Origin of the sequence: Duganella sp. Leaf126 (assembly GCF_001423125.1) — a bacterium.
In the GTDB taxonomy this organism is placed as follows: Bacteria; Pseudomonadota; Gammaproteobacteria; order Burkholderiales; family Burkholderiaceae_D; genus Rugamonas.
Genome location: NZ_LMNW01000034.1, coordinates 21,443 through 42,495 on the forward strand (window position 1 = coordinate 21,443; position 21,053 = coordinate 42,495).

A 21,053-nucleotide genomic window follows, 5' to 3' on the forward strand; every position below is an offset into this window, starting at 1 on the left:
TCCCCGGCCTCCGATCCGCCGTCGCCATCCCACCCTTATTGAAACCGACAGTGGCAGCGGCGTTGCATGCTGCGCGACCGTCATGCGACAGGAAAAAATTATGAACAATCAAGGCCTCAACATGGGCATCGGCACCCGCCTGTACGCCGGCTTCTCGCTGATCGTGGTGATCATGGTCACCCTGCTGACGGTTGCCTACTTCAACTTCTCCAAGCTGAACCAGGCCAACGACTGGAACGACCACACCTACAAGGTGCTTGACAGCGGCCGCGCCATGCTGGAAAACCTGATCAATATGGAGACGGGCGAACGCGGCTTTGCCCTGACCGGGGCCGAGGCCTCGCTCGAGCCTTTCGTCGGCGGCAAGGAGGGCTTCAAAAAAGCATGGACCGAAGCCAGGTCGCTGACGGCCGACAATGCGCAGCAGCAGGAGCGCCTGAAGAAGCTCGAAGACGCCGAGCAGCAATGGCGCACCACGGCCGCCGAGCCGGCCATCGCGCTGCGCCGCGCCAGCGGCCAGGGCGGGGCCGGCATGGAGGCGGTGATCGCTTTCGAGCAAGCCAACAAGGGCAAGGCGCTGATGGACCAGATGCGCTCGATCCTGTCGGAGATGGCGGGCGCCGAGCGCGTCCTGCTCGACGAGCGCGCCAGCAAGGCCGCATCGCTGCAGGACGCCACCAAGCTGACGCTGGTCGGCGGCGGTACACTGGCGGTGGTGCTGGCCATCTTCCTGGCACTGATGCTGGCGCGCATGGTGCTGCAACCGCTGCGCGCCATCCTGCTCGCGACCGAAGACTTGCGCAGCGGCGAGGGCGATCTCACCTACCGGCTGCCGGTGCTGTCGGCCGAATTCGGCCAGGTGGCGATCTCGCTCAACGGCTTTATCAAGAAGCTGCACGACATCATCCACGAAGTGCGGCGCGGGACCGAAACCATCGCGTCGGCCAGCCAGCAAATTGCCACCGGCAACCTCGATCTGTCCGCGCGCACCGAACAGCAGGCCAGCTCGCTCGAGGAAACGGCATCGTCGATGGAGGAACTGACCTCCACCGTCAAGCAAAATGCCGACAACGCCCGCCAGGCCACCGCCATGGCCGGCAGCGCGGCCGAAGTGGCCGTGCGCGGCAGCACCGTGGTTACCCAGGTGGTCAACACCATGACCGCCATTAACGAATCGGCGAAAAAGATTGCCGACATCATCGGCGTGATCGACGGTATCGCGTTCCAGACCAACATCCTGGCCCTGAATGCGGCTGTTGAGGCGGCCCGTGCCGGCGAACAGGGCCGCGGCTTTGCAGTGGTCGCCAGCGAGGTGCGCAACCTGGCCCACCGCTCGGCCGGCGCCGCCAAGGAAATCAAGGTGCTGATCAACGACTCGGTGGACAAGGTCACCACCGGCACCGAGCTGGTGGGCACCGCCGGCGCCACCATGGACGAGGTGGTCGGCAGCGTGCGGCGCGTGACCGATATCATGAGCGAGATCAGCGCTGCCAGCACCGAGCAGGAAGCGGGCATCGTGCAGGTGAACCAGGCCGTCAGCGAGATGGACAGCGTGACCCAGCAAAATGCCGCCCTGGTCGAAGAGGCGGCGGCCGCCTCCGAATCGATGCAGGACCAGGCTCGCCAGCTCGAGCAGCTGGTCAGCGTCTTCAAGCTCGACGGCATGGCGCAGCAGCACACGCCCGGCCCGGCCCGTCGCCCGGTCCCGGCCCTGGCGGCCTGACCGTCGCACCGACGCTGGCGCTTGCCGCCAGCGTCTCTGCCTTGGCGCCTCTCGCCAGTGTCTCCGCCTCGGCGCCTGCCGGCAGCGTCTCTGCGTTGACGCGTGCCGCCAGCGTCTCTGCGTTGGCGGCTCTCGCCAGCGTCTCCGCCTCGGCGCCTGCCTACACCGTCTCCGCGTTGGCGCCTGCCGGCAACGTCTCTGCGTTGGCACCCACTGCCAGCGTCTCTGCGTTGGCGCCTGCCGCCTGCATCTCCGCCTTGGCGCGTGCCGCCAGCGTCTCTGCGTTGGCGCCTGCCGCCTGCATCTCCGCCTTGGCGCGTGCCGCCAGTGTCTCTGCCTTGGCACCCGCTGCCAGCGTCTCTGCTTTGGCGCCTGCCGCCTGTATCTCCGCCTTGGCGCCGCAGTAGCCGCCGCGCCGCGCATTCCCAGCAAGATCCGCGCTGCCCCGGCGCCGCCGGAGCCGACATTGTCCCCGACCGGCCGCCCGCCATCGAACAGCCATCAGCCGGGCCAATTCTCCGCGATTCGAATGAAATCGGTTTCAGCGAGAGCGGCCGGTGCCATCACGCCTAGTCAAGCAAAGTCGACAAAACGCCGGAAAAACGCACGGTTTTTGGTATTTTTACTACGTCCAATGAGAAATACTCAACTTACCGTTGACGAGGCTTTTGCAAGTGACGTAACTTCGCAGGCTGGCAAAGCGAATTCGTAATCGCAGTTGGTGAAAAACATAATCAAACCGCTAGTTACGGTTGGCTGAGGGCGCGATAATCGATCCTCGCCCCGACTCGCAGGTGGCTTTGACAACGTTTTCAACAGCGTGATTGAGCGCTGCGAGCGTTCAAGCCGGACCCGGTGACAGCCTGGCACGCGTTACACTGCGCAAATAATTTCAACTTATAAGGAATACCGTGGCATTCATCAACACCAGCCAGCCGGCAGCGGCAGCGCAAGCGACACCAGCAGCAGCAAGCACCAGTTACAGCGGCGCGCTGTCCATGGTCACCATGCTGTTCTTCATGTGGGGCATGATTACCGCGCTCAACGACGTACTGATTCCGCACCTGCGCGCCGTCTACACGCTCAGCTACGTGCAGGCGATGCTGGTGCAATCCTGCTTTTTCGGCGCCTATTTCCTGATCTCGCTGCCGGCCGGTGCACTGGTGCGGCGCATCGGCTACCAGCGCGGCGTGGTAGTCGGCCTGACCACGGCCGGCATCGGCTGCCTGATGTTTTACCCGGCCGCGCAGGCCGGCTTCGGCCTGTTCCTGGCGGCGCTGTTCGTGCTGGCCGGCGGCATCACCACCTTGCAGGTGGCGGCCAATCCCTACGTCACCGTGCTCGGCCCAGCCGCGACCGCGTCCGGCCGGCTGACGCTGACCCAGGGCTTCAACTCGCTCGGCACCACGGTCGGCCCGGTGGTCGGCGCCTGGCTGATCCTGTCGGACGCCACGTCGGCCGGCGCGGACGCGGTCAAAGTGCCTTACCTGCTGCTGGCGGGCACGCTGCTGGCGCTGGCCGGCGCCTTCGCCCTGGCCAAACTGCCGCAGGTCGGCGCCACCGACGATGCCGGCGAGCGCACGCCGCTGCGGCAGCTGGTGCGCAGTCATCCGCGCCTGCTGTTTGCGGTGCTGGCGATTTTTCTGTATGTCGGCGCCGAAGTGGCGATCGGCAGCTTCATCGTCAACTTCCTCGGCGAACGCCATATTTCCGGCCTGAGCGTCGCCAGTGCCGCCCACTACGTGAGCTTCTACTGGGGCGGCGCCATGGTGGGCCGTTTCGTCGGCGCGCTGGTGATGCGCCGGGTGCGCGCCGGTCTGGCGCTGGCCGTCAGCGCGGCCATGGCCGTGGCGCTGGTGCTGGTGGCGGTGCTGGGCAGCGGACCGGTGGCGATGTGGGCGATCCTGGCCGTGGGCCTGTGCAATGCCATCATGTTCCCGACCATCTTCAGCATGGGCCTGCATCAGCTCGGCGCTGGCGCCGGCCAGGCGGCCGGCCTGCTGTGCATGGCAATCGTGGGCGGCGCCGTGGTGCCGGTCGGGCAGGGCATGCTGGCCGACATCGTCGGCGTGCAATGGTCGTTCCTGCTGCCCGCCGTGTGCTATCTGCCGATCCTGTGGTTCGGCGCCCGCTATGTCAATCTTTTCCGCGAAAAGGCCGCGTAATGCCTTAACCGTGTCACCGTAGTGCCCGCTAGTGGGGACCTAGTCTTTCCATAAAAAATCAAAGGAGACAAAGATGAAAAGCGTTAAATCACCAAGCAAGTTGCTGCACGCACTGCGCCTCGGCGCGGTGTTGGGCGCGGGGCTGGGGGCCTGCGCCGCCGCCCTGGCGGCCGACCCGACGCTGTATGTCGATCCGCAGACGACCGCTGCGGTCTGGGCCCGCAGCAATCCCAGCGACGGCCGCTCGGGCGACATCGCCAGCCGCATCGCCAGCCAGCCGCACGCCAAGTGGTTCGGCGACTGGAGTGGCAACATCGCCACGGCGGTGGGCAATTATGTGGGCACGGCGGCAAGCCAGGGCCGCACGCCGGTGCTGGTGTCGTACAACATCCCCGCGCGCGACTGCGGCCAGTACAGCGCCGGCGGCGCCAACTCGCTGCAGGGCTACCGCGACTGGATCCGTGCGTTTGCCGGCGCCATCGGCAACCGGGCGGCGATCGTGATCCTCGAACCGGACGCGCTGCCGCAGCTCGACTGCCTGGACGCGACCGGCAAGGCCGGGCGGCTCGACCTGTTCCAGTACGCCACCACGCAATTTGCCACGCTGGCGCCGCGCGCCTATGTCTACCTCGACATCGGCAACAGCGCCTGGCTGGCGCCGGCCGAAGCGGCCACGCGGCTGGTCAATGCCGGCGTCTCGAAAGTGCGCGGTTTCTCGCTCAACGTCTCCAACTACCGCACTGACGGCGAGAGCAACCCGTACGGCATCGCGGTTGCCAACGCGCTGCGCCAGCGCGGCCTGAACAAAACCTTCGTGGTCGATACCAGCCGCAACGGCAACGGCCCTGACGGCAGCAAGTGGTGCGACCCGACCGGCCGCAAGCTGGGCGTGACGCCGCGTTACAACAGCGCCACCAGTTCGCCGGAAATGACGCTGTGGATCAAGGCCCCCGGTGAAGCGGACGGCTGCGCAGCAGCGGCCGGGACCTTCCTGCCCGAGTATGCCTACAAGATGATTTACGGTTATTAAGCACTGCGGCGCGGGTGCCATCATGACGGCAGCCGCGCCGCGCCGCTTCGATGCGACTTGCCCGGCTTGCCTGACGGGATGCTAAGCCTGGCGTTGCAGCCACTGCTGCAGCGCCAGGCTGTCGAGCGGGCGGCTGTACAGATAGCCCTGGCCCTTGTTGCAGCCCTGCGCGCAGGCCACTGCCGCCTGTTCGGCCGTCTCGATCCCCTCGGCCACCGTGTTCATGCCCAGGCTGTGGGCGACCATGACGGTCGCTTCGATCAGCACCTGGTGGTGGCGGCTGGTCGCTGCCAGGGTGACGAACGAGCGGTCGATCTTGACCGTATCGACCGGCAGCAGGTGCAGGCTCGACAGCGACGAATAGCCGGTGCCGAAATCGTCGAGCGCGAGCTTGACCCCCAGCTGCTTGAGTCCATGCAGCTGCTGCTGGATATCGGCGCCTTGCGCGGCCAGGCTTTCCGTGATTTCCAGTTGCAGCGCAGGCGCCGGCATGCCGCTGGCAGCCAGTATGCCTGCTACCTTGCCGCAAAAATCCGGCTGCACCAGCTGGGCGCGCGACAGGTTCACCGCCATTAGTTGCGGCGCACGTGGTCCGAGCTGCCGCTGCCAGTCCATGAAGTCGTGGCATGCCCTGGCCAGGACCTGCTCGCCCAGCTGGTCGATCAGCCCCGTACTCTCGGCGATCCCGATGAATTCGACCGGTCCCACCATGCCGCGCACCGGATGGCGCCAGCGCACCAGCGCCTCCACGCCGGCGCCCGGATCGATGGCGCCGTCCGCCAGCAAGCCGACGACCGGCTGGTAAAGATTAAACAATTCCTCGCGCTCGACGGCCAGGCGCAGGTCCGCTTCCAGGCAGCCGCGCTGCAGGACTTCGTCGCGCATGTGCTGCGCGAAGCGGACCAGCCGGTTGCCGCCCTGGGCTTTCGCCACCGCCACGGCGATGGCGGCGTGCCGCAGCAGGTCATCGGCGTCGCGGGTGCCGGCGTCGAGCGTCACCATGCCCAGGCTGAACGAGAACGTCAGCTCGTGGGCGCCCACCCGGTACGGCAAGCCCAGCCGCTCCAGCAGGCGCGCCGCGACCAGCGCGCCGGTATCGCCGTCGCGCAGGCCGTCGAGCACGATGGCAAACTCGTCGCCGCCGATGCGGGTCGCAATTTCGGCGCCAGCCCCCGCGCCTGATCCCGTACCGACTCCCGCAGCCACCGCCTGGCCGGTACGGCTGGCGGTGCGCAAGGTGGCGCGCAGCCGTTCCGCCACCAAGGCAATGACCTGGTTGCCGACCTCGATGCCATGGGCATCGTTGATGTGCGCGAAGCGGTCGATGTTGATCAGCACCACCGCGCAGTGATCGTCGGCCGCGGCGCGCGCCCGTACAGTCATCTGCTGCAGCAGGGCCAGCGCGCCGGCGCGGTTGGGCAGCTGCGTGAGCGTGTCCACCCGGGCGGCGCTGGCCAGCAGGCGCTGTTCGCGGTCCACCTCGTGCGAGGCGTCGACCAGCACGGCCATCAGGCGCTGCTGGTCGATTTTCAGCAGTCCCAGCGCCAGCACCGTGGCATGATCGACCACCATGCGCTTGCCTTCGCAGATGACCCCTTGCGGCGCGCCGAACGCCGCGCACAGTGCCGGCAGATCGGGGGCGTATGCTTCCAGCACCCGGAACAGGTTGCTCAGGTCGGCATCGCGGGCGAGCGGCATCAGCAGGCGCGACGCCATCGGGTTCAGCATCTCGATGTCGCCGTCCTGCTGCAACTGGATCAGCGCCACCGGCGCCCGGTACATGAACTGGATCAGTGCTTCGTAAGCGAGGTCGCCGTCACTGCCCATGGGTCACTCCCGCCACCATGCCTGACGCCTGCCAGGCGGCAACGCGGTTGCGGCCGCCGCGCTTGGCCGCGTACAGGGCCTGGTCGGCGCGCTTGATCAGCTGGTCCAGGTCCTCGATGCCGTCGCCCATGGTCGCCACGCCGATGCTGACCGCGTACGCGATCGATGCCTGCTCGTAGCTTGCCGGCTCGCGTTGCACCAGCGCGCGCAGCCGCTCGGCCACCGCCAGCGCATCGGCCAGCGCCACGGAAGGCAGCAGGATGGCAAATTCTTCGCCGCCGATGCGGGCGACGATGTCGACCTGGCGGCAGGCCTTTTTCATGGTCGCGGCCAGGTGGCGCAGCACGGCGTCGCCGGCCGGGTGGCCATGGCAGTCGTTGACCGCCTTGAAATGGTCGGCGTCCACCATCAGCAGCGAGACCGGGCGCGCAGCCTTGCGGCGTCGCATCAGTTCCAGTTCGGCTGCTTCGAAAAATGCGCGCCGGTTGGCCAGGCCGGTCAGGTAGTCGCTGAACGTGGCCTTGCGCAAGCCTTCGCTGATATCCTGTTTGTCGGAAATGTCGCGGATGATCATGCAGTAGGCCGGCTCGTCGTCGCAAGGCGGCGCGTCGGCGCAGCGGCCGGGCAGGGGCGCGATCATGATGCTGGCCCAGAAGCGGCTGCCGTCGGCGCGCAGGCGCATGCCTTCATCGAGGATCCAGCCGTTGTCGTCCGCTTCGCGCAGGCGGTCGAGCTGGTGGGCGTCGGTGGTCGATTCCGGCGGGTAGAAGACATCGTAGCCGCGTCCGACGATGCCGCCGGCATCGTAGCCGGTCACGCGCGCGATGCTGTCGTTCCACGCCTCGACCCGTCCCTGACCATCCAGGCTCAGCAATGCGTAATCGGTAATATTGCTCATGATGGCATTGAGCCAGGCATCGGTCTTGCGCAGCTGGCGCTCGCGCCGCTCCTGCAGCGTGATGTCGCTGAGCACCACCATCAGGCGGTCGGCGCCGAGCTTGAGCATGCTTAGCGACAAGACCTGCGGGCCGTTGCTGCCGTGGTCGGCGTGCAGGAACAGCCGCGTGGCGTCGCAAATCTGGCCCTGGTCGGCATCGAATGCCGCGCATTGCTGGCGCAGGTCGGGCACCACCGGCGCCAGCCCCTCGAACAGGTTGGTCAGTTCGCCATCGCGACACAGCGGCAGCAGCAGCTGGGCCGAGAGCGGATTGAGCATCTGGATGGTGCCGTCCGCGCTCAGCTGCACCAGGCCGACCGGCGCCATGTACAAGAACTGCAGCAGCGCCTCGTAATCCTGGCAGTCCTGGCCGTCCCGGTCGTCGTTGTGAAGGCCCACGATGTTCAAGCTCTTTCCACCAGCACGAAAGCGAGCTCGCTTTCCGGCTGGGACAGCAGACGCAGCTTGACCTTGGTCGGGCGCATGCGCAGCGTCAGCACGTAGTTGAGGGTCTCGTCGAGCGGTGCGCCGTCCTGCCGTGCATCGGCAAAGCGCTGGGCGACCAGGTCATTGTTCATGCAGGGCGCCACGGCCACGAAAACATCGAGCCCCAGTACCCGCTCCGGCCGCAGCCCGGCCGCCTGAGATTCGAACTGGTTGTAGCGCTGCACCCGGCCGTCGCGGTCGAAGCCGATCACGCCAAACCGCAGCACGTCGAGCTGCTCGGCGTCGCTGTGGGCCAGCAGGTTGGCCAGGTCGGGGTGGTCGTAGGGCAGGTCGGCAGCGAGCGTCATGTGTATCTTCCAGTTGGTTACAGAGTGCAACGATAACACCTGCGTTTCATTTCCAAAGGGAAATTGTCAATCGTGCGACGAAAAGTTTGCGTGCTCGCGTCGTGCAGCGCTGCTGTGGAGCGGGACAGCGCGCTGCCGCACTGAAAGTGAATTGAAAGCTTCCAGCCTTTAAAGTATTCACGTCGCTTATGTTGCATATGCGAGAAAACTATAACCCCGGCGCCGACATGGCGCCGGTGACGATATGCTTGGAGGAAATTAAATGCTGACCGTGCTTGCTTATTCGATGGTCGTTGTCTTCATGTTCCTGATCATGACCAAGCGCCTGCCGGCGCTGGTGGCGCTGATCCTGGTGCCGGTCATCTTCGGTGTCATCGGCGGCTTCGCGCCCGAACTGGGTCCGATGATGCTCGCCGGTATCAAGCAGCTGGCGCCGACCGGCGTGATGCTGATGTTTGCCATCCTGTACTTCGGCGTGATGATCGACGCCGGCCTGTTCGATCCGGTGGTCAGGCTGATCCTCAAACTGGTCAAGGGTGACCCGATGAAGATCGTGGTCGGCACGGCCGCACTGACGATGATCGTCTCGCTCGACGGCGACGGCGCCACTACCTACATGATTACCGTGTCGGCCATGCTGCCGCTGTACCAGCGCCTGGGCATGAGCCGGCTGGTGATGGCATGCGTGATCATGCTGGCCGGCGGCGTGTTCAACATCCTGCCGTGGGGCGGACCGACTGCCCGCGCCGCCAGCGCGCTGGGCGTGGACGTGGGGCAGATCTTCGTGCCGATGATCCCGGCCATGATTGCCGGCATTTGCTGGGTGCTGTTCGTCGCGGTGATGCTGGGCCGCAAGGAGCGCAAGCGCCTGGGCGTGCTGGAACTGCAACCGCTGGGCGCGAAAGCGGCAAAAGCGGCCAAGGTGCAGGAGCAGGCGCAGGCCGCCGCGCAGGCAGCGCAGCAGCAGGCGTACGAGCAGCCGCTGCAGGCCAATGCGGCAATGGGCGGCTACGCCCCGGCGGGCGGCGCCATGCAGTTCGGCCACAGCGACGGCGCTCGGTTCGTGGCCCGCCGCGCCAGCGGCGACCGCAAGGTGGTGCACCTGAACTGCCCGCCGGACGTGGTGCCGTGCGACGATATCAAGGTCGGCGACCCGAACACCGCGCGCCCCAAGCTGATCTGGGTAAACTTCCTGCTGACCGTGGCGCTGATGGCGATGCTGGTGCTGGCCGTGCTGCCGCTGCCGGTGCTGTTCATGATCGCGTTTGCCATTGCCATCATGATCAACTATCCGAACATGGAAGAACAGAAAGAGCGCATCACGGCCCATGCCGGCAACGTGCTGCCGGTCGTGTCGCTGATCTTTGCCGCCGGCATTTTCGTCGGTATCCTGCAAGGCACCAAGATGGTCGATGCCATTGCCGCCAGCGTGATCTACGCGATTCCCGACTGGATGGGCCCGCACCTGGCCATCGTCACCGGCGTGCTCAGCATTCCATTCACGTTCTTCATCTCCAACGATGCGTTCTACTTCGGCATCGTGCCGATCCTGGCCAAGGCCGCTGCCGCGTACGGCATCACCGGCGCCGAAATCGGCCGGGCCTCGATCATCGGCCAGCCGGTGCACCTGCTCAGCCCGCTGGTCGCCTCGACCTACCTGCTGGTCGGCATGGCGAAAGTCGAGTTCGGCGACCACCAGCGCTACACGCTGCTGTGGGCGATCTCGGCCTCGCTGGTGATGCTGGCGGTGGCGCTGGTCTGCGGCGTGGTGCCCTTCATGGGGGCGGCAGGCTGACCTGACGCGCCACATCGCGTCCACTGTTCGCCGCCGTACCGTGCGGCGCAGCGCCTTGTGCGATAGTGGCGCGATGCATATCAAACAAGCACGCCGCACCGACACCCGCCAGGCCTCCATCGTCCGCCAGGGCCTGGACTGGGCGCTGACCTACGGCCAGCGCAGCGCCGCAGCATTCCTGCTGGCGCGCCAGGTGCCGCGCGCGGTGGTCGAACGTATTTTCTCTGCCGCCACGCGCCAGGAAGACCAGCCCCGATGAGTCTGGTGTTTTCTGCCGGGACCGTGGACCAGATGCGCAGCTTCAACCGCAAGCTGGCCTGGGCGCCCCGTTTTAAAATCAGCAATCGCGTGATGCCGTTCCTGATCCAGTCGCTGTTGCGACTGTCCCAGCTGGCGCCCGCCGTGCGCCTGCTGGGGCAAGGCGTGCGCATTGCTCGCCACACGGCGCAGTCTGACGGCGTGCAGGTACCGGTACGGCTGCTGCGCACGGCCAGTCCGGCAAAAGCGATAAGGGCGGTAGTGCTCGATTTTCACGGTGGCGGCTGGGCCATCGGCAACGCGCAGATGAACGACCGGCTCAACGCGGAACTGGTGCAAGCCTGCGACGTGGCCGTGGTGTCGGTCGATTACCGCCTGGCCACCGCTGCGCCGCTGGCCGCCATCATGGACGACAGCCTGGCTGCCGCGCGCTGGCTGCTGGCCGGCGGGCTGCCGGAAGTGGCCGGTTTGCCGGTCTTCGTGCTCGGCGAGTCGGCCGGCGGCCACCTGGCGGCAGCCACGCTGCTGCAGCTCAAGACCTGGCCGGCGCTGCTCGCGCGCATTGCCGGCGCCATTCTCTATTACGGCGTGTACGACCTGGCCGGCACGTCAGGCGTGCGCGCGGCGGCGGCCGACACGCTGGTGCTGCACGGGCCGTCGATGGCCGCCTCGCTGCGCCTGCTCACGCCGGACCTGACCGACGACCAGCGCCGCACCGCGCCGCTGTCGCCGCTGTACGGCGACCTGGCCGGCATGCCGCCGGCCATCCTGTTTGCCGGCACCCGCGATCCCCTGATGGAGGACACCACCCTGATGGCGCAGCAGTGGGGCGCTGCGGCGCCGGTCGAATGCCACGTGCTGCCCGAGGCGCCGCACGGTTTCATCCGGTTCCCGGTGGCCATGGCGGCGCAGGCGCGTGCCCGGGTCCACGCCTGGATCGGCGAACGGCTGACCGCCCGCACGCCTGCTCTCTAGCAGAGGCGCAGCGTCCCGGTGGTCGGCTACACTGTTTTTTATTAACGTTTTGCGAGGAGTGACGACCATGAGCGGTACCGCGGCAGATTATCTGGCAAGCACCCTGGCCCAGGCGGGCGTCAAGCGCATCTACGGCGTGGTGGGCGATTCGCTCAACGCCCTGACCGACGCGTTGCGCCGCCAGCAGGCGATCGACTGGGTGCACATGCGCCACGAAGAAGGCGCCGCCTTTGCGGCAAGCGCCGAAGCCCACCTGACGGGTGAGCTGGCTGTCTGCGCCGGCAGCTGCGGTCCCGGCAACCTGCACCTGATTAACGGCCTGTTCGACTGCCAGCGCAGCGGCGTGCCGGTGCTGGCGATCGCCGCCCACATACCGAGCACCGAGATCGGCATCGACTATTTCCAGGCCACGCACCCAGAAAGCCTGTTCAGGGAATGCAGCCATTACGTCGAGCTGGTCTCCAACCCGGCGCTGCTGCCGCAGATCCTGCACCGCGCCATGCGCATCGCCGTGGCCCGGCGCGGCGTGGCGGTGGTGGTGATCTCGGGCGATATCGCCACTGCCAGCCTGTCCGCTGCGGCGCCGCAGTGGCTGCTGCCGACGGCGCCGGCCATCGTGCCGCCTGAGGCCGAGGTGACGCAGCTGGCCGACATTCTCAATAGCGCCGAGCGGGTCGCGCTGTTCTGCGGCGCCGGTTGCGCCGGCGCCCATGCCCAGGTACTGGAACTGGCGCGCACGCTGCAAGCGCCGATCGTCCACACGCTGCGCGGCAAGGAGCACATCGAATACGACAATCCCTACGATGTCGGCATGACCGGCCTGGTCGGCTTTGCGTCCGGCTACAAGGCCATGAAACGCTGCGACACGCTGCTGGTGCTGGGCGCGGACTTCCCGTACCGCCAGTTCTTCCCCGAGCACGCGCGCATCGTGCAGGTGGACGTGCGGCCCGAGGCGCTCGGCAACCGCTGCCCGCTCGCGCTTGGCGTGCTCGGGGATGTGCGCGAAACGCTGGCCGCCCTGCAGCCGCTGCTCACCGCCAGGACCGACGGCAGCTTCCTGGCCAGCGCGCAGGAAGACTACGTCGAAGCGCGCCGCGATCTCGACAAGCTCGCTGCCCTCGACGAAGGGACGCGCCACATCCATCCGCAAGCGGTGACCCGCATCGTCAGCGACCTGGCAGCCGACGATGCGATCTTCACCTGCGACGTCGGCACGCCGATCGCCTGGACCGCACGCTACCTCAAGCTGAACGGCAAGCGACGGCTGGTGGGCTCGTTCAACCACGGTTCGATGGCCAACGCCATGCTGCAGGCGATCGGCGCCCAGGTCTCGCACCCGCAGCGCCAGGTCATTTCATTCTCGGGCGACGGCGGCTTCGCGATGATGATGGGGGAGTTCCTGACGCTGCTGCAACTGAACCTGCCGGTAAAGATCGTGGTGCTCAACAACGGCACACTGGGCTTCGTCGAAATGGAGATGAAGGCCAACGGCTACCCGGACGTGGGCTGCGAACTGAAAAACCCGAACTTCGCCGCCATGGCCGAAGCGATGGGCGTCAAAGGCATCCGCGTGGAAGATCCGCAGCAGCTCGAAAGCGCGATCGCCGCTGCGCTGGCGCACCAGGGGCCGGTGCTGGTCGATGTCGTCACGCCGCGCCAGGAACTGATCATGCCGCCGAAAACCACGATGGAAGAAGCCGGCAACTTCGGACTGTTCATGATGAAGGCCGTACTCGACGGCCGCGCCGGTGAACTGATCGACCTGGCCAAGGTCAACCTGTTACGCTGATCGAGGAGCACCCATGTCCGATCCACGCTTATTCACCCCGCTGCAGGTGCGCGAGCTGACCCTTCAGAACCGCATCGTCATCGCGCCCATGTGCCAGTACTCGGCCATCGACGGCTGCATGACCGACTGGCACCAGATGCACCTTGGGCAGCTGGCCCAGTCGGGCGCCGCGCTGCTGACCATCGAAGCGACCGCGGTGCTGCCGGAAGGGCGCATCAGCTATGGCGACGTCGGCCTGTACGACGACGCCAACCAGTCCGCCATGGCCACCGTGCTGGCATCGATCCGGCGCTGGTCCGACATGCCGGTGGCGCTGCAACTGAGCCACGCCGGCCGCAAGGCATCGACGCAGAAGCCGTGGGACGGCGGCGGCCAGATCGCGCCGGGCCAGCCAGGCGGCTGGGCCACCGTGGCGCCGTCGGCAGTGGCGTTCCGCGACGATGACGTGGCGCCGGCGGCGCTGGACCGGGACGGCATGCGCCGCATCCGCGAGGCCTTTGCCGCCGCCGCCCGCCGCGCTGCCGCCATCGGCATCGACGTGATCCAGATCCACGCGGCGCACGGCTACCTGCTGCACCAGTTTTTGTCGCCGCTGTCGAACCGGCGCAGCGACGAGTACGGCGGTTCGCTCGCCAACCGGGCCCGCTTCCCGCTCGAGGTGCTCGACGCGGTGCGCGCAGCGTTTCCGGTCGAACGCGCGGTGAGCGTGCGACTCTCCGGCACCGACTGGGTGCCCGGCGGCTTCACCATCGACGAGGCGCAAGCCGTCTGCACGATGTTCGAGGAACATGGCGCGGACGCCATCCACGTTTCCAGCGGCGGCCTGCACCCGGACCAGGCCATTGCGGTCGGTCCCGGCTACCAGGTACCGCTGGCGCGCGCCATCAAAAGCGTGGTGGGCGTGCCGGTGGTCGCGGTGGGCCTGATCACCGAACCGCTGCACGCCGAAGCCATCATCGCCAACGGCGACGCCGACCTGGTGGCGCTGGCCCGCACCGTGCTGTACGACCCGCGCTGGCCATGGCACGCGGCCGCCGCGCTCGGCGCCCGGGTGCACGCCGCCAACCAGTACCTGCGCTGCCAGCCGTCGCAGTACCGGCAGCTGTTTGTGCCACCTGCACAGCAGACGGAACCAGATTCGAGATAGTAAGATAGTAAAATTGCCCATCACGTCAACAGGATGGGAAAACCCAGTGGAACCAGCAGAAACTCCGGCGGCGGCTGCCGTCGTCGATGGGGGCGGTGTCGCCAGCGGCCACGCTGCCAACGCTGCCAACGCCGCCAACGCCGCCAACGCCAATTACGCGATCGACGTCGCGCATTCCGACAAGCTGAACCTGGCGGACTTCCAGAACGCGGTGCCGCTGCTGCGCGAACTGGCGGTGGTCAACCACAGCGACCGCGAGACCGGCCCGCTGCAGCTGCGGCTGGTATCGCATCCCCCGTTCATCCAACCGGCGATCTGGCGCATCGACGCTGGCGCACCCCGGGCGCGCCATGCCATCGTCGAGCGCGACGTGCAGCTCGACGGCGTGCTGCTCGCCCAGCTGACCGAAGCCGAGACCGCGACCATGACGTTCACGCTGGTCGAACATGCGGCCACGGCGCAGGAGCGCGTGCTGGCCACGGCGGTCCGGCAGGTCGGACTGCTGCCGCGTAACCAGTGGGGCGGCCTGTCCCATCTGCCCGACCTGGTGGCCGCTTTCGTGCAGCCGAATGCGCCGGCCATCGACCGCCTGCTCAAGCAGGCGGCGCAGGTGCTGCGCGACGCCGGCAAGCAGCCGGCGCTCGACGGCTACCAGGGCGGCGCCCGCCGCGCCTGGGAACTGGCGTCTGCGCTGTGGACGGCAGTTGCCGGTCTCGGCCTCGATTACGCCTTGCCGCCGGCCAGTTTCGAACACCGTGGCCAGAAAGTGCGCAGCGCCGACCAGCTGATGGACGGACGCATCGCCACCTGTCTCGACCTGGCGCTGCTGTTCTGCTCGGCGCTGGAACAGGCCGGGCTCCATCCGGTCATCGTCTTCACCAGGGGACATGCGGCAGCTGGCGTCTGGCTGCGTCCCGATGAATTTTCCAGCGTGGTGGTCGATGATGTGACGGCCATCCGCAAGCGCCTGCGCCTGCAGGAACTGGTGCTGTTCGAGACCACGCTGGCAACGGCGCGGCCGACGCCGTCATTCAGCCATGCCACCGGTATCGGCGCAGGCCTGCTGGCCGAAGCGGTGCAGGACCAGTTCGAGCTGCTGGTCGATATCCGCCGCGCCCGGCTGCAACGGATCAAGCCGCTGGCCAGCATCGACAGCGCCGGCCTGGCAGCGCCCGGCGATGCCGCGATCACTGCGACCGCCGCCACCTTCGACGACGGCGCGCCCGACCTGCGTGACGAGGCTGTCGCGCCGGCGCCCGCGCTCGATCCGCGCGACCGCCTGGCGCGCTGGCAGCGCAAGCTGCTCGACCTGTCCCTGCGCAACAACCTGCTCAATTTCAGGAGCGGCAAGAAGACACTGCGCCTCGATGCGCCCGAGCCGGCTGCGCTCGAAGACGCCTTGTCGGACAATGGACCGATCCGGCTATTGCCGCGACCGGAGCTGATGGAAGGGCGCGACCCGCGCGACCAGGCGCTGCACGAGCAGCGCACGCGCGAGGACCTGCGGCGCCAGCACGCGCTCGACGCACTGGCGCGGCGCGAAGTGTTCGTCAGCATCGACGCTGCGGAACTCGAAACCCGGCTGGTCGAGCTGTATCGCAGCGCCCGCACCACCTTGCAGGAGGGCGGCGCCAACACCCTGTTCCTGGCGCTCGGTTTTCTGAACTGGACCCGCGACGACAAGGCCGGACAGCGGTACAAGGCGCCGCTGATCCTGGTGCCGGTGTCGCTGCAGCGCAAGAGCGCGCGGGCGGGATTCACGGTCAGCCTGCACGAAGACGAACCGCGTTTCAATCCCACCCTGGTCGAGATGCTGCGGCAGGATTTCCAGCTCAATCTCGGCGTGCTCGATGGGCCGCTGCCGCGCGATAGCGCCGGACTCGACGTGGCGCAGATCTGGCGCACGGTCTCGCACGCGGTGCGCGATATCAAGGGGTGGGAGGTGTCGGACGAAGTGGTGCTGGCGCCGTTTTCGTTCGCCAAATACCTGATGTGGGTGGACCTGTCCCAACGCACCGACCAGTTGCGCGCCAGTCCCGTGGTGCGCCACCTGATCGACACGCCGCGCGAGCCGTACCGGGCCGACCCGCTGCCGGACGCGGCGGCGCCGATAGCGTTCCCGCTGCCGCAGCGGCTCGATGCCGATTATGCGCCGGACCAGATCTTTTGCCCGCTGCCGGCCGACTCGTCGCAGCTGTCAGCCGTGATGGCCGGCGCCAAGGGCAAGGACTTCGTCCTGATCGGCCCGCCCGGCACCGGCAAGAGCCAGACCATCGCCAACCTGATCGCCCAGTGCCTGGCCGAAGGCAAGCGGGTGCTGTTCGTGTCGGAAAAGATCGCCGCGCTCGACGTGGTGTACCGGCGGCTGCGCGAAGTGGGGCTCGGCGAATTCTGCCTCGAACTCCATTCGAGCAAGGCCCGCAAGCTCGACGTGATCAGGCAGCTGCAACAGGCGTGGGACGCGCGCGGCGACGCCGATCCCGCGCAGTGGCATGCGCAGGCGCTCAAGCTCAAGCGCCTGCGCGATGACCTCAACCGCTACGTCGAACGGCTGCACCACCGGCACTGCAACGGTTTGAGCATCTTTGCGGCGATCGGCAACGTGGTCGAGGGCGATGCCGGCGCCGTGCCGCAGGTCGCGCTGGGCTGGGCCGATGCCGACGCCCACGACCAGCATGGCCTGGACGCCCTGCGCGAATTGAGCGCGCGCCTGCAGGCCAATGCGGCAGCGGTCGGTGTGCAGCAGCTGCAGGAAGGACCGTTGACGGCAATCGGCCAGACCGAGTGGACGCCATCGTGGCAGCAGGCGCTGGTCGCCGCCGTGCGCGAGACGATGGCGGCAGCCGACGCCGTGCAGCAGGCGCTGCTGCACGTGTCCAGCGCCACCGGACTGGCCGGCCTGAGCAGCGGACCGCGCGCGCGGCTCGCCATTGCCGGCCTGCTGCAGGTGCTGCCCGCCGCCTATGGCCAGCAGTGGAGCTTCGCCTTCCGTCCGGAAGGACGCGCCGCGCTGGGCCGGCTGCGCCGCAACCTGGCGGCGCTTGCCTCCGATGGCGGGCAGGGGCAAGGACAATATCGCGCTCAGTTCGGTATCGCCGATATCCATCATGCCGGCCGCCAGCGCGAAACCGACGGCGCGCGCCTGGCTGGTACATACCTTGCCTCCGGCACGCAAGCGGGTGGGGCACTGTTTGACGCCACTGCGATCACACAGCCCGTCCACGCCGACGTGACCTCGTCCGGTACGCACCAGGTGAGCCAGACCGGACTGCATCGCGGCACGGCCCAAGCCATGCCCGATGGCAGCAATGGCGGCACGGCCCAAGCCATGCCCGATGGCAGCAATGGCAGCACGCTACACGCCCATGCCCACGCCCACGCCGACGCGGCCACGGCCGACGCGCCCACGGCCGGCGCGGCCCCGTTCATGCAGCGCATGACGCCAGGCGGCGTACCCGACAGCCTGCCAACGAGTGCCCGGGCCGAACCGTCGTCGCCATCGCTGCACGGTGGCCGCGACAGTCTCGGCGGGGCAGCCTGGCTGCAGGCAGCCAGCGTGCGCAGCAAGACGGTTCACGCGCTGCTGTCCGAGCGCGCCACCGTGATGGCGGCGCTGGGCAAACCGTGGGCGGCCGACATCGTGGCCGAGCTCGAGCGCGGATTGCAGCTGCTCGACGAGTACAAATCCGTCGCCGCCACACTGGCGCAGCGCTACGGCGAGCAGGTCGAACAGCTCGACGTGCAGCAGCTGCAGCGCAGCTGGCGCGAGGCCGAGGCCAGCATCTGGCCGCTGTCGTGGTGGCGCAAGCGCGGACTGACGCGCACCCTGGCGGCCTTTCTGCGGGGCATGGACCAGCCCGACGTGGCCCAGGACCTCGGCCTTCTGGCGCGCGTGCGCGAACTGCGGGCCGACATCGAGCATTGCTGGACCGAACTGGACAACAGCGCGTCAGCCGTGGCGCGCGTCGCCGCGTTCGAAGCAGCAGTGTCCGAGGCCATCGCGGCGCTGGCTGCGCCGCATGAAGATGGCAGTGCTCTTGACGCTTGGGGCAGCAATGGCCGCGGGCTGTCGGCATCGCACGATGATGGACGTGCGCTGAACGCGCAGCAAAGCGATGGCCATGCGCAGAACCGGCTGCACAGCGACGGCCCTGCGCAGAACGCGCCGAACAGCGATGGCCGTGAGCTAAATGCGGCCTACGGCAATGGGCGCGCGCTGAACGCGCAGCAAAGCGATGGCCGTGCGATGTCCGCATCGCATGATGATGGCCGCACCCTGAACGCGCAGCACAGCGATGGCCGTGTGCAGAACAGGCCGCATAGCGACGGCCCTGCGCAGAACGCGCCGAACAGCGATGGCCGTGAGCTAAATGTGGCCTACAGCGATGGGCGCGCGCTGAAGGCGCAGCAAAGCGATGGCCGTGCGATGTCCGCATCGCACGATGATGGCCGCACCCTGAACGCGCCGCACAGCGATGGCGGTACGCTCTTCGCGTCGCACGATAGTGGCCGCGCCCCGGCTGCGCCTGGCGACGACAGTGCCGCGCTGCGCCAGGCGGTCGAGATGCTGGTTGGCGACGGCAACACGCAGCTTGCGCCGGGCGGTGCGGTCGCTGCGGCCGGCAAACGCTATGCCGGCGCGTTGGACACTTTGCATGCTGCGCTGGACAAGCTGGTACGGATCGGCGTGATGCGGCCGGACGGCGTGTCGCCAGCGCAGCAACCGCCGGCCGACATGGCATTCGATGTGCTGCCGCTGGACCAGCTGATGCTGCGCTGCAGCTGCCTGCTGGCCGCCGAAGCGCGCCTGAAAAGCTGGTGTGCCTGGCGCAAGGTGCAGCGTGAGGCGCAGTCGCAGGCACTGGGGCCGCTGGTGGCCGCCATCGAATCGGGCGCCGTGTCGCCGGCGCAGGCCGTACCTGTCTTCGAGATCAACTACAGCCGCTGGTGGCTCAACCGTGCAGTGGACGGCGACGACGTGATCCGCAGCTTCGTCTCGGCCGAGCACGAACGGCGGATCGGCGACTTCCGCGCGCTCGACCGCCAGTTCACCGAGCTGACCCGCAGCTGGATCCGGGCGCAGCTGTGTGCCGGTCTGCCGCGCACCGACGAGGTGACCCGCCATTCCGAATGGGGCGTGCTACGCCACGAGATCGGCAAGAAAAAGCAGCATCTGCCGCTGCGCGAGCTGATGCACAGCATTCCGACCGTGCTTGGCAAGCTGGCGCCGTGTCTGCTGATGAGTCCTTTATCGATCGCCCAGTATCTGGCGGCCGACAGCACCGCCTTCGACCTGGTGGTGTTCGACGAAGCGTCGCAGATTCCCGTGTGGGACGCCATCGGCGCCATGGCGCGCGGCAGGCAGGTGGTGATGGTCGGCGATCCCAAGCAGTTGCCGCCCACCTCGTTCTTCGACCGCGCCGACGCGGAAGACGACGAGGAGGTCGATGTCGACCTCGAAAGCATCCTCGACGAATGCATGGGCGCCAACCTGCCGACCATGAACCTGGCCTGGCACTACCGCAGCCGTAATGAATCACTGATCGCGTTTTCCAACCACCGCTACTACGGCGGCGACCTGGTCACGTTCCCGTCGCCGGTGGCCGACGACCGCGCGGTCAACTTCCACCACGTGGCCGGCGTGTACGACAAGGGCGGCGCGCGCACCAACCAGCGTGAAGCGCAGGCGCTGGTGGCCGACATCGTCGCCAGGTTGCGGTCGCCGGGTTTCAGGCAGTCGAAGCTGACCATCGGCGTGGTCACCTTCAACACCGAGCAGATGCACCTGATCGAAGACTTGCTCGATGAAGAGCGGCGCAAGGATCCGGCGCTGGAACCGTATTTCCTCGACACGGACCTCGAACCGCTGTTCGTCAAGAACCTCGAATCGGTGCAGGGCGACGAGCGCGACATCATTTATTTTTCGGTCACGTACGGCCCCGATCAGAGCGGCAGCGTATCGATGAACTTCGGTCCGCTGAACCGCGATGGCGGCGAGCGCCGCCTGAACGTGGCGATCACGCGCGCGCGCCAGGAGCTGCGGGTGTTCTCCAGCCTGCGCGCGGAACAGTTCGACTTGACCCGCACCCAGGCGGCCGGGGTGCGCGACTTCAAGCATTTCCTGGCGTTTGCCGAACGGGGACCGCGCGCCCTGGCCGAAGCCGATCACGGCAGCCTGAAAGGCGCCGAGAGCCCGTTCGAAGCCGCGGTGGCGGCCGCGCTGGCGGCGCGCGGCTGGCAGGTACACACGCAGATTGGCGCATCGTCGTTCCGGATAGACCTGGGCATCGTCCATCCGGATGCGCCGGGCGTGTACCTGTGCGGCGTCGAATGCGACGGCGCCACCTACCACCGCTCGGCCACCGCGCGCGACCGCGACCTGCTGCGCGAACAGGTGCTGCGCGGGCTGGGCTGGGAGATCGTGCGCATCTGGTCCACCGACTGGTGGATCGACCGCAGCGGCACGCTGGACCAGGTGCACGGCCAGCTGGAACGGCTGCTGGCGGAGAGCCGGCGACAACGCAGCGCTGAAACCGGCCAGCCGGCAGCGCCGGTGGCTTAGTGCCAACGCAGCGCTGAATCCGGTCAGCCGGCGATAGTCTGGCGTCAACGC

Annotated in this window: 13 protein-coding genes; 9 read left to right on the forward strand and 4 right to left on the reverse strand. The window is 67.5% G+C overall.

The window, feature by feature from the left end; translation table 11 throughout:
• Positions 1 to 100 precede the first annotated feature (100 nt).
• The gene (locus ASF61_RS24430) at positions 101 to 1,723 is read left to right on the forward strand and encodes a methyl-accepting chemotaxis protein (RefSeq protein ID WP_056159769.1); all 1,623 of its coding nucleotides are present in this window, start codon (positions 101 to 103) and stop codon (positions 1,721 to 1,723) included.
• Positions 1,724 to 1,883: 160 nt separating this feature from the next.
• On the opposite strand, the gene ASF61_RS23500 is transcribed toward ASF61_RS24430, so the two are convergent.
• Complete coding sequence (locus ASF61_RS23500; RefSeq protein ID WP_156369651.1) at positions 1,884 to 2,225, reverse strand: hypothetical protein; 342 nt, start codon at positions 2,223 to 2,225, stop codon at positions 1,884 to 1,886.
• Between the two features lie 409 nt (positions 2,226 to 2,634).
• Between ASF61_RS23500 and ASF61_RS19355 the strand changes: the two genes are divergently transcribed.
• Together ASF61_RS19355 and ASF61_RS19360 are read left to right on the forward strand one after the other, a co-directional pair.
• Positions 2,635 to 3,888 carry a sugar MFS transporter gene (locus ASF61_RS19355; protein WP_082491829.1) on the forward strand — a complete coding sequence of 418 codons (1,254 nt, stop codon included), beginning with the start codon at positions 2,635 to 2,637 and terminating at the stop codon, positions 3,886 to 3,888.
• A gap of 73 nt (positions 3,889 to 3,961) precedes the next feature.
• Positions 3,962 to 4,918 carry a glycoside hydrolase family 6 protein gene (locus tag ASF61_RS19360; RefSeq protein WP_082491830.1) on the forward strand — a complete coding sequence of 319 codons (957 nt, stop codon included), beginning with the start codon at positions 3,962 to 3,964 and terminating at the stop codon, positions 4,916 to 4,918.
• Positions 4,919 to 4,999: 81 nt separating this feature from the next.
• Here the strand turns inward: ASF61_RS19360 and ASF61_RS19365 are convergent, their stop codons facing one another.
• From ASF61_RS19365 to ASF61_RS19375, 3 genes are read right to left on the reverse strand one after another with little or no spacing between them, the layout of a single operon-like run.
• Positions 5,000 to 6,745 (reverse strand): bifunctional diguanylate cyclase/phosphodiesterase, encoded by a 1,746-nt coding sequence (locus ASF61_RS19365; protein ID WP_056159773.1) that lies wholly within the window; start codon positions 6,743 to 6,745, stop codon positions 5,000 to 5,002.
• Positions 6,735 to 8,081, reverse strand: a complete 1,347-nt coding sequence (locus ASF61_RS19370; RefSeq protein ID WP_229205949.1) for a sensor domain-containing diguanylate cyclase — start codon at positions 8,079 to 8,081, stop codon at positions 6,735 to 6,737. Before ASF61_RS19370 ends, ASF61_RS19365 begins: the two co-directional genes overlap by 11 nt.
• Before the next feature lie 5 nt (positions 8,082 to 8,086).
• Positions 8,087 to 8,476 carry a PAS domain-containing protein gene (locus tag ASF61_RS19375; RefSeq protein ID WP_056159776.1) on the reverse strand — a complete coding sequence of 130 codons (390 nt, stop codon included), beginning with the start codon at positions 8,474 to 8,476 and terminating at the stop codon, positions 8,087 to 8,089.
• Between the two features lie 262 nt (positions 8,477 to 8,738).
• Between ASF61_RS19375 and ASF61_RS19380 the strand changes: the two genes are divergently transcribed.
• The 6 genes from ASF61_RS19380 to ASF61_RS24250 all read left to right on the forward strand — a co-directional run bounded on the left by ASF61_RS19380 (position 8,739) and on the right by ASF61_RS24250 (position 21,002).
• Positions 8,739 to 10,271 carry a CitMHS family transporter gene (locus ASF61_RS19380; protein WP_056159780.1) on the forward strand — a complete coding sequence of 511 codons (1,533 nt, stop codon included), beginning with the start codon at positions 8,739 to 8,741 and terminating at the stop codon, positions 10,269 to 10,271.
• Positions 10,272 to 10,344: 73 nt separating this feature from the next.
• The gene (locus tag ASF61_RS19385; protein WP_056159783.1) at positions 10,345 to 10,530 is read left to right on the forward strand and encodes a hypothetical protein; all 186 of its coding nucleotides are present in this window, start codon (positions 10,345 to 10,347) and stop codon (positions 10,528 to 10,530) included.
• A complete protein-coding gene (locus tag ASF61_RS19390) occupies positions 10,527 to 11,504 on the forward strand; it encodes an alpha/beta hydrolase (RefSeq protein ID WP_056159786.1) in 978 nt (325 codons plus the stop codon). Before ASF61_RS19385 ends, ASF61_RS19390 begins: the two co-directional genes overlap by 4 nt.
• 67 nt (positions 11,505 to 11,571) lie before the next feature.
• Positions 11,572 to 13,293 carry a ubiquinone-dependent pyruvate dehydrogenase gene (poxB, locus tag ASF61_RS19395; RefSeq protein WP_056159789.1) on the forward strand — a complete coding sequence of 574 codons (1,722 nt, stop codon included), beginning with the start codon at positions 11,572 to 11,574 and terminating at the stop codon, positions 13,291 to 13,293.
• Positions 13,294 to 13,306: 13 nt separating this feature from the next.
• Positions 13,307 to 14,440 carry an NADH:flavin oxidoreductase/NADH oxidase gene (locus tag ASF61_RS19400; RefSeq protein ID WP_056159792.1) on the forward strand — a complete coding sequence of 378 codons (1,134 nt, stop codon included), beginning with the start codon at positions 13,307 to 13,309 and terminating at the stop codon, positions 14,438 to 14,440.
• A gap of 46 nt (positions 14,441 to 14,486) precedes the next feature.
• A complete protein-coding gene (locus ASF61_RS24250; protein ID WP_229205936.1) occupies positions 14,487 to 21,002 on the forward strand; it encodes a DUF4011 domain-containing protein in 6,516 nt (2,171 codons plus the stop codon).
• The last annotated feature ends 51 nt before the right edge of the window (positions 21,003 to 21,053 follow it).

Excerpts from the sequence above, each read along its gene's own strand:
- ASF61_RS24430 (WP_056159769.1), top strand. The coding sequence starts at position 101 with ATGAACAATCAAGGCCTCAACATGGGCATCGGCACCCGCCTGTACGCC.
- ASF61_RS23500 (WP_156369651.1), bottom strand. The coding sequence starts at position 2,225 with ATGGCTGTTCGATGGCGGGCGGCCGGTCGGGGACAATGTCGGCTCCGG.
- ASF61_RS19360 (WP_082491830.1), top strand. The coding sequence starts at position 3,962 with ATGAAAAGCGTTAAATCACCAAGCAAGTTGCTGCACGCACTGCGCCTC.
- ASF61_RS19365 (WP_056159773.1), bottom strand. The coding sequence starts at position 6,745 with ATGGGCAGTGACGGCGACCTCGCTTACGAAGCACTGATCCAGTTCATG.
- ASF61_RS19375 (WP_056159776.1), bottom strand. The coding sequence starts at position 8,476 with ATGACGCTCGCTGCCGACCTGCCCTACGACCACCCCGACCTGGCCAAC.
- ASF61_RS19380 (WP_056159780.1), top strand. The coding sequence starts at position 8,739 with ATGCTGACCGTGCTTGCTTATTCGATGGTCGTTGTCTTCATGTTCCTG.
- ASF61_RS19385 (WP_056159783.1), top strand. The coding sequence starts at position 10,345 with ATGCATATCAAACAAGCACGCCGCACCGACACCCGCCAGGCCTCCATC.
- ASF61_RS19390 (WP_056159786.1), top strand. The coding sequence starts at position 10,527 with ATGAGTCTGGTGTTTTCTGCCGGGACCGTGGACCAGATGCGCAGCTTC.
- poxB (WP_056159789.1), top strand. The coding sequence starts at position 11,572 with ATGAGCGGTACCGCGGCAGATTATCTGGCAAGCACCCTGGCCCAGGCG.
- ASF61_RS19400 (WP_056159792.1), top strand. The coding sequence starts at position 13,307 with ATGTCCGATCCACGCTTATTCACCCCGCTGCAGGTGCGCGAGCTGACC.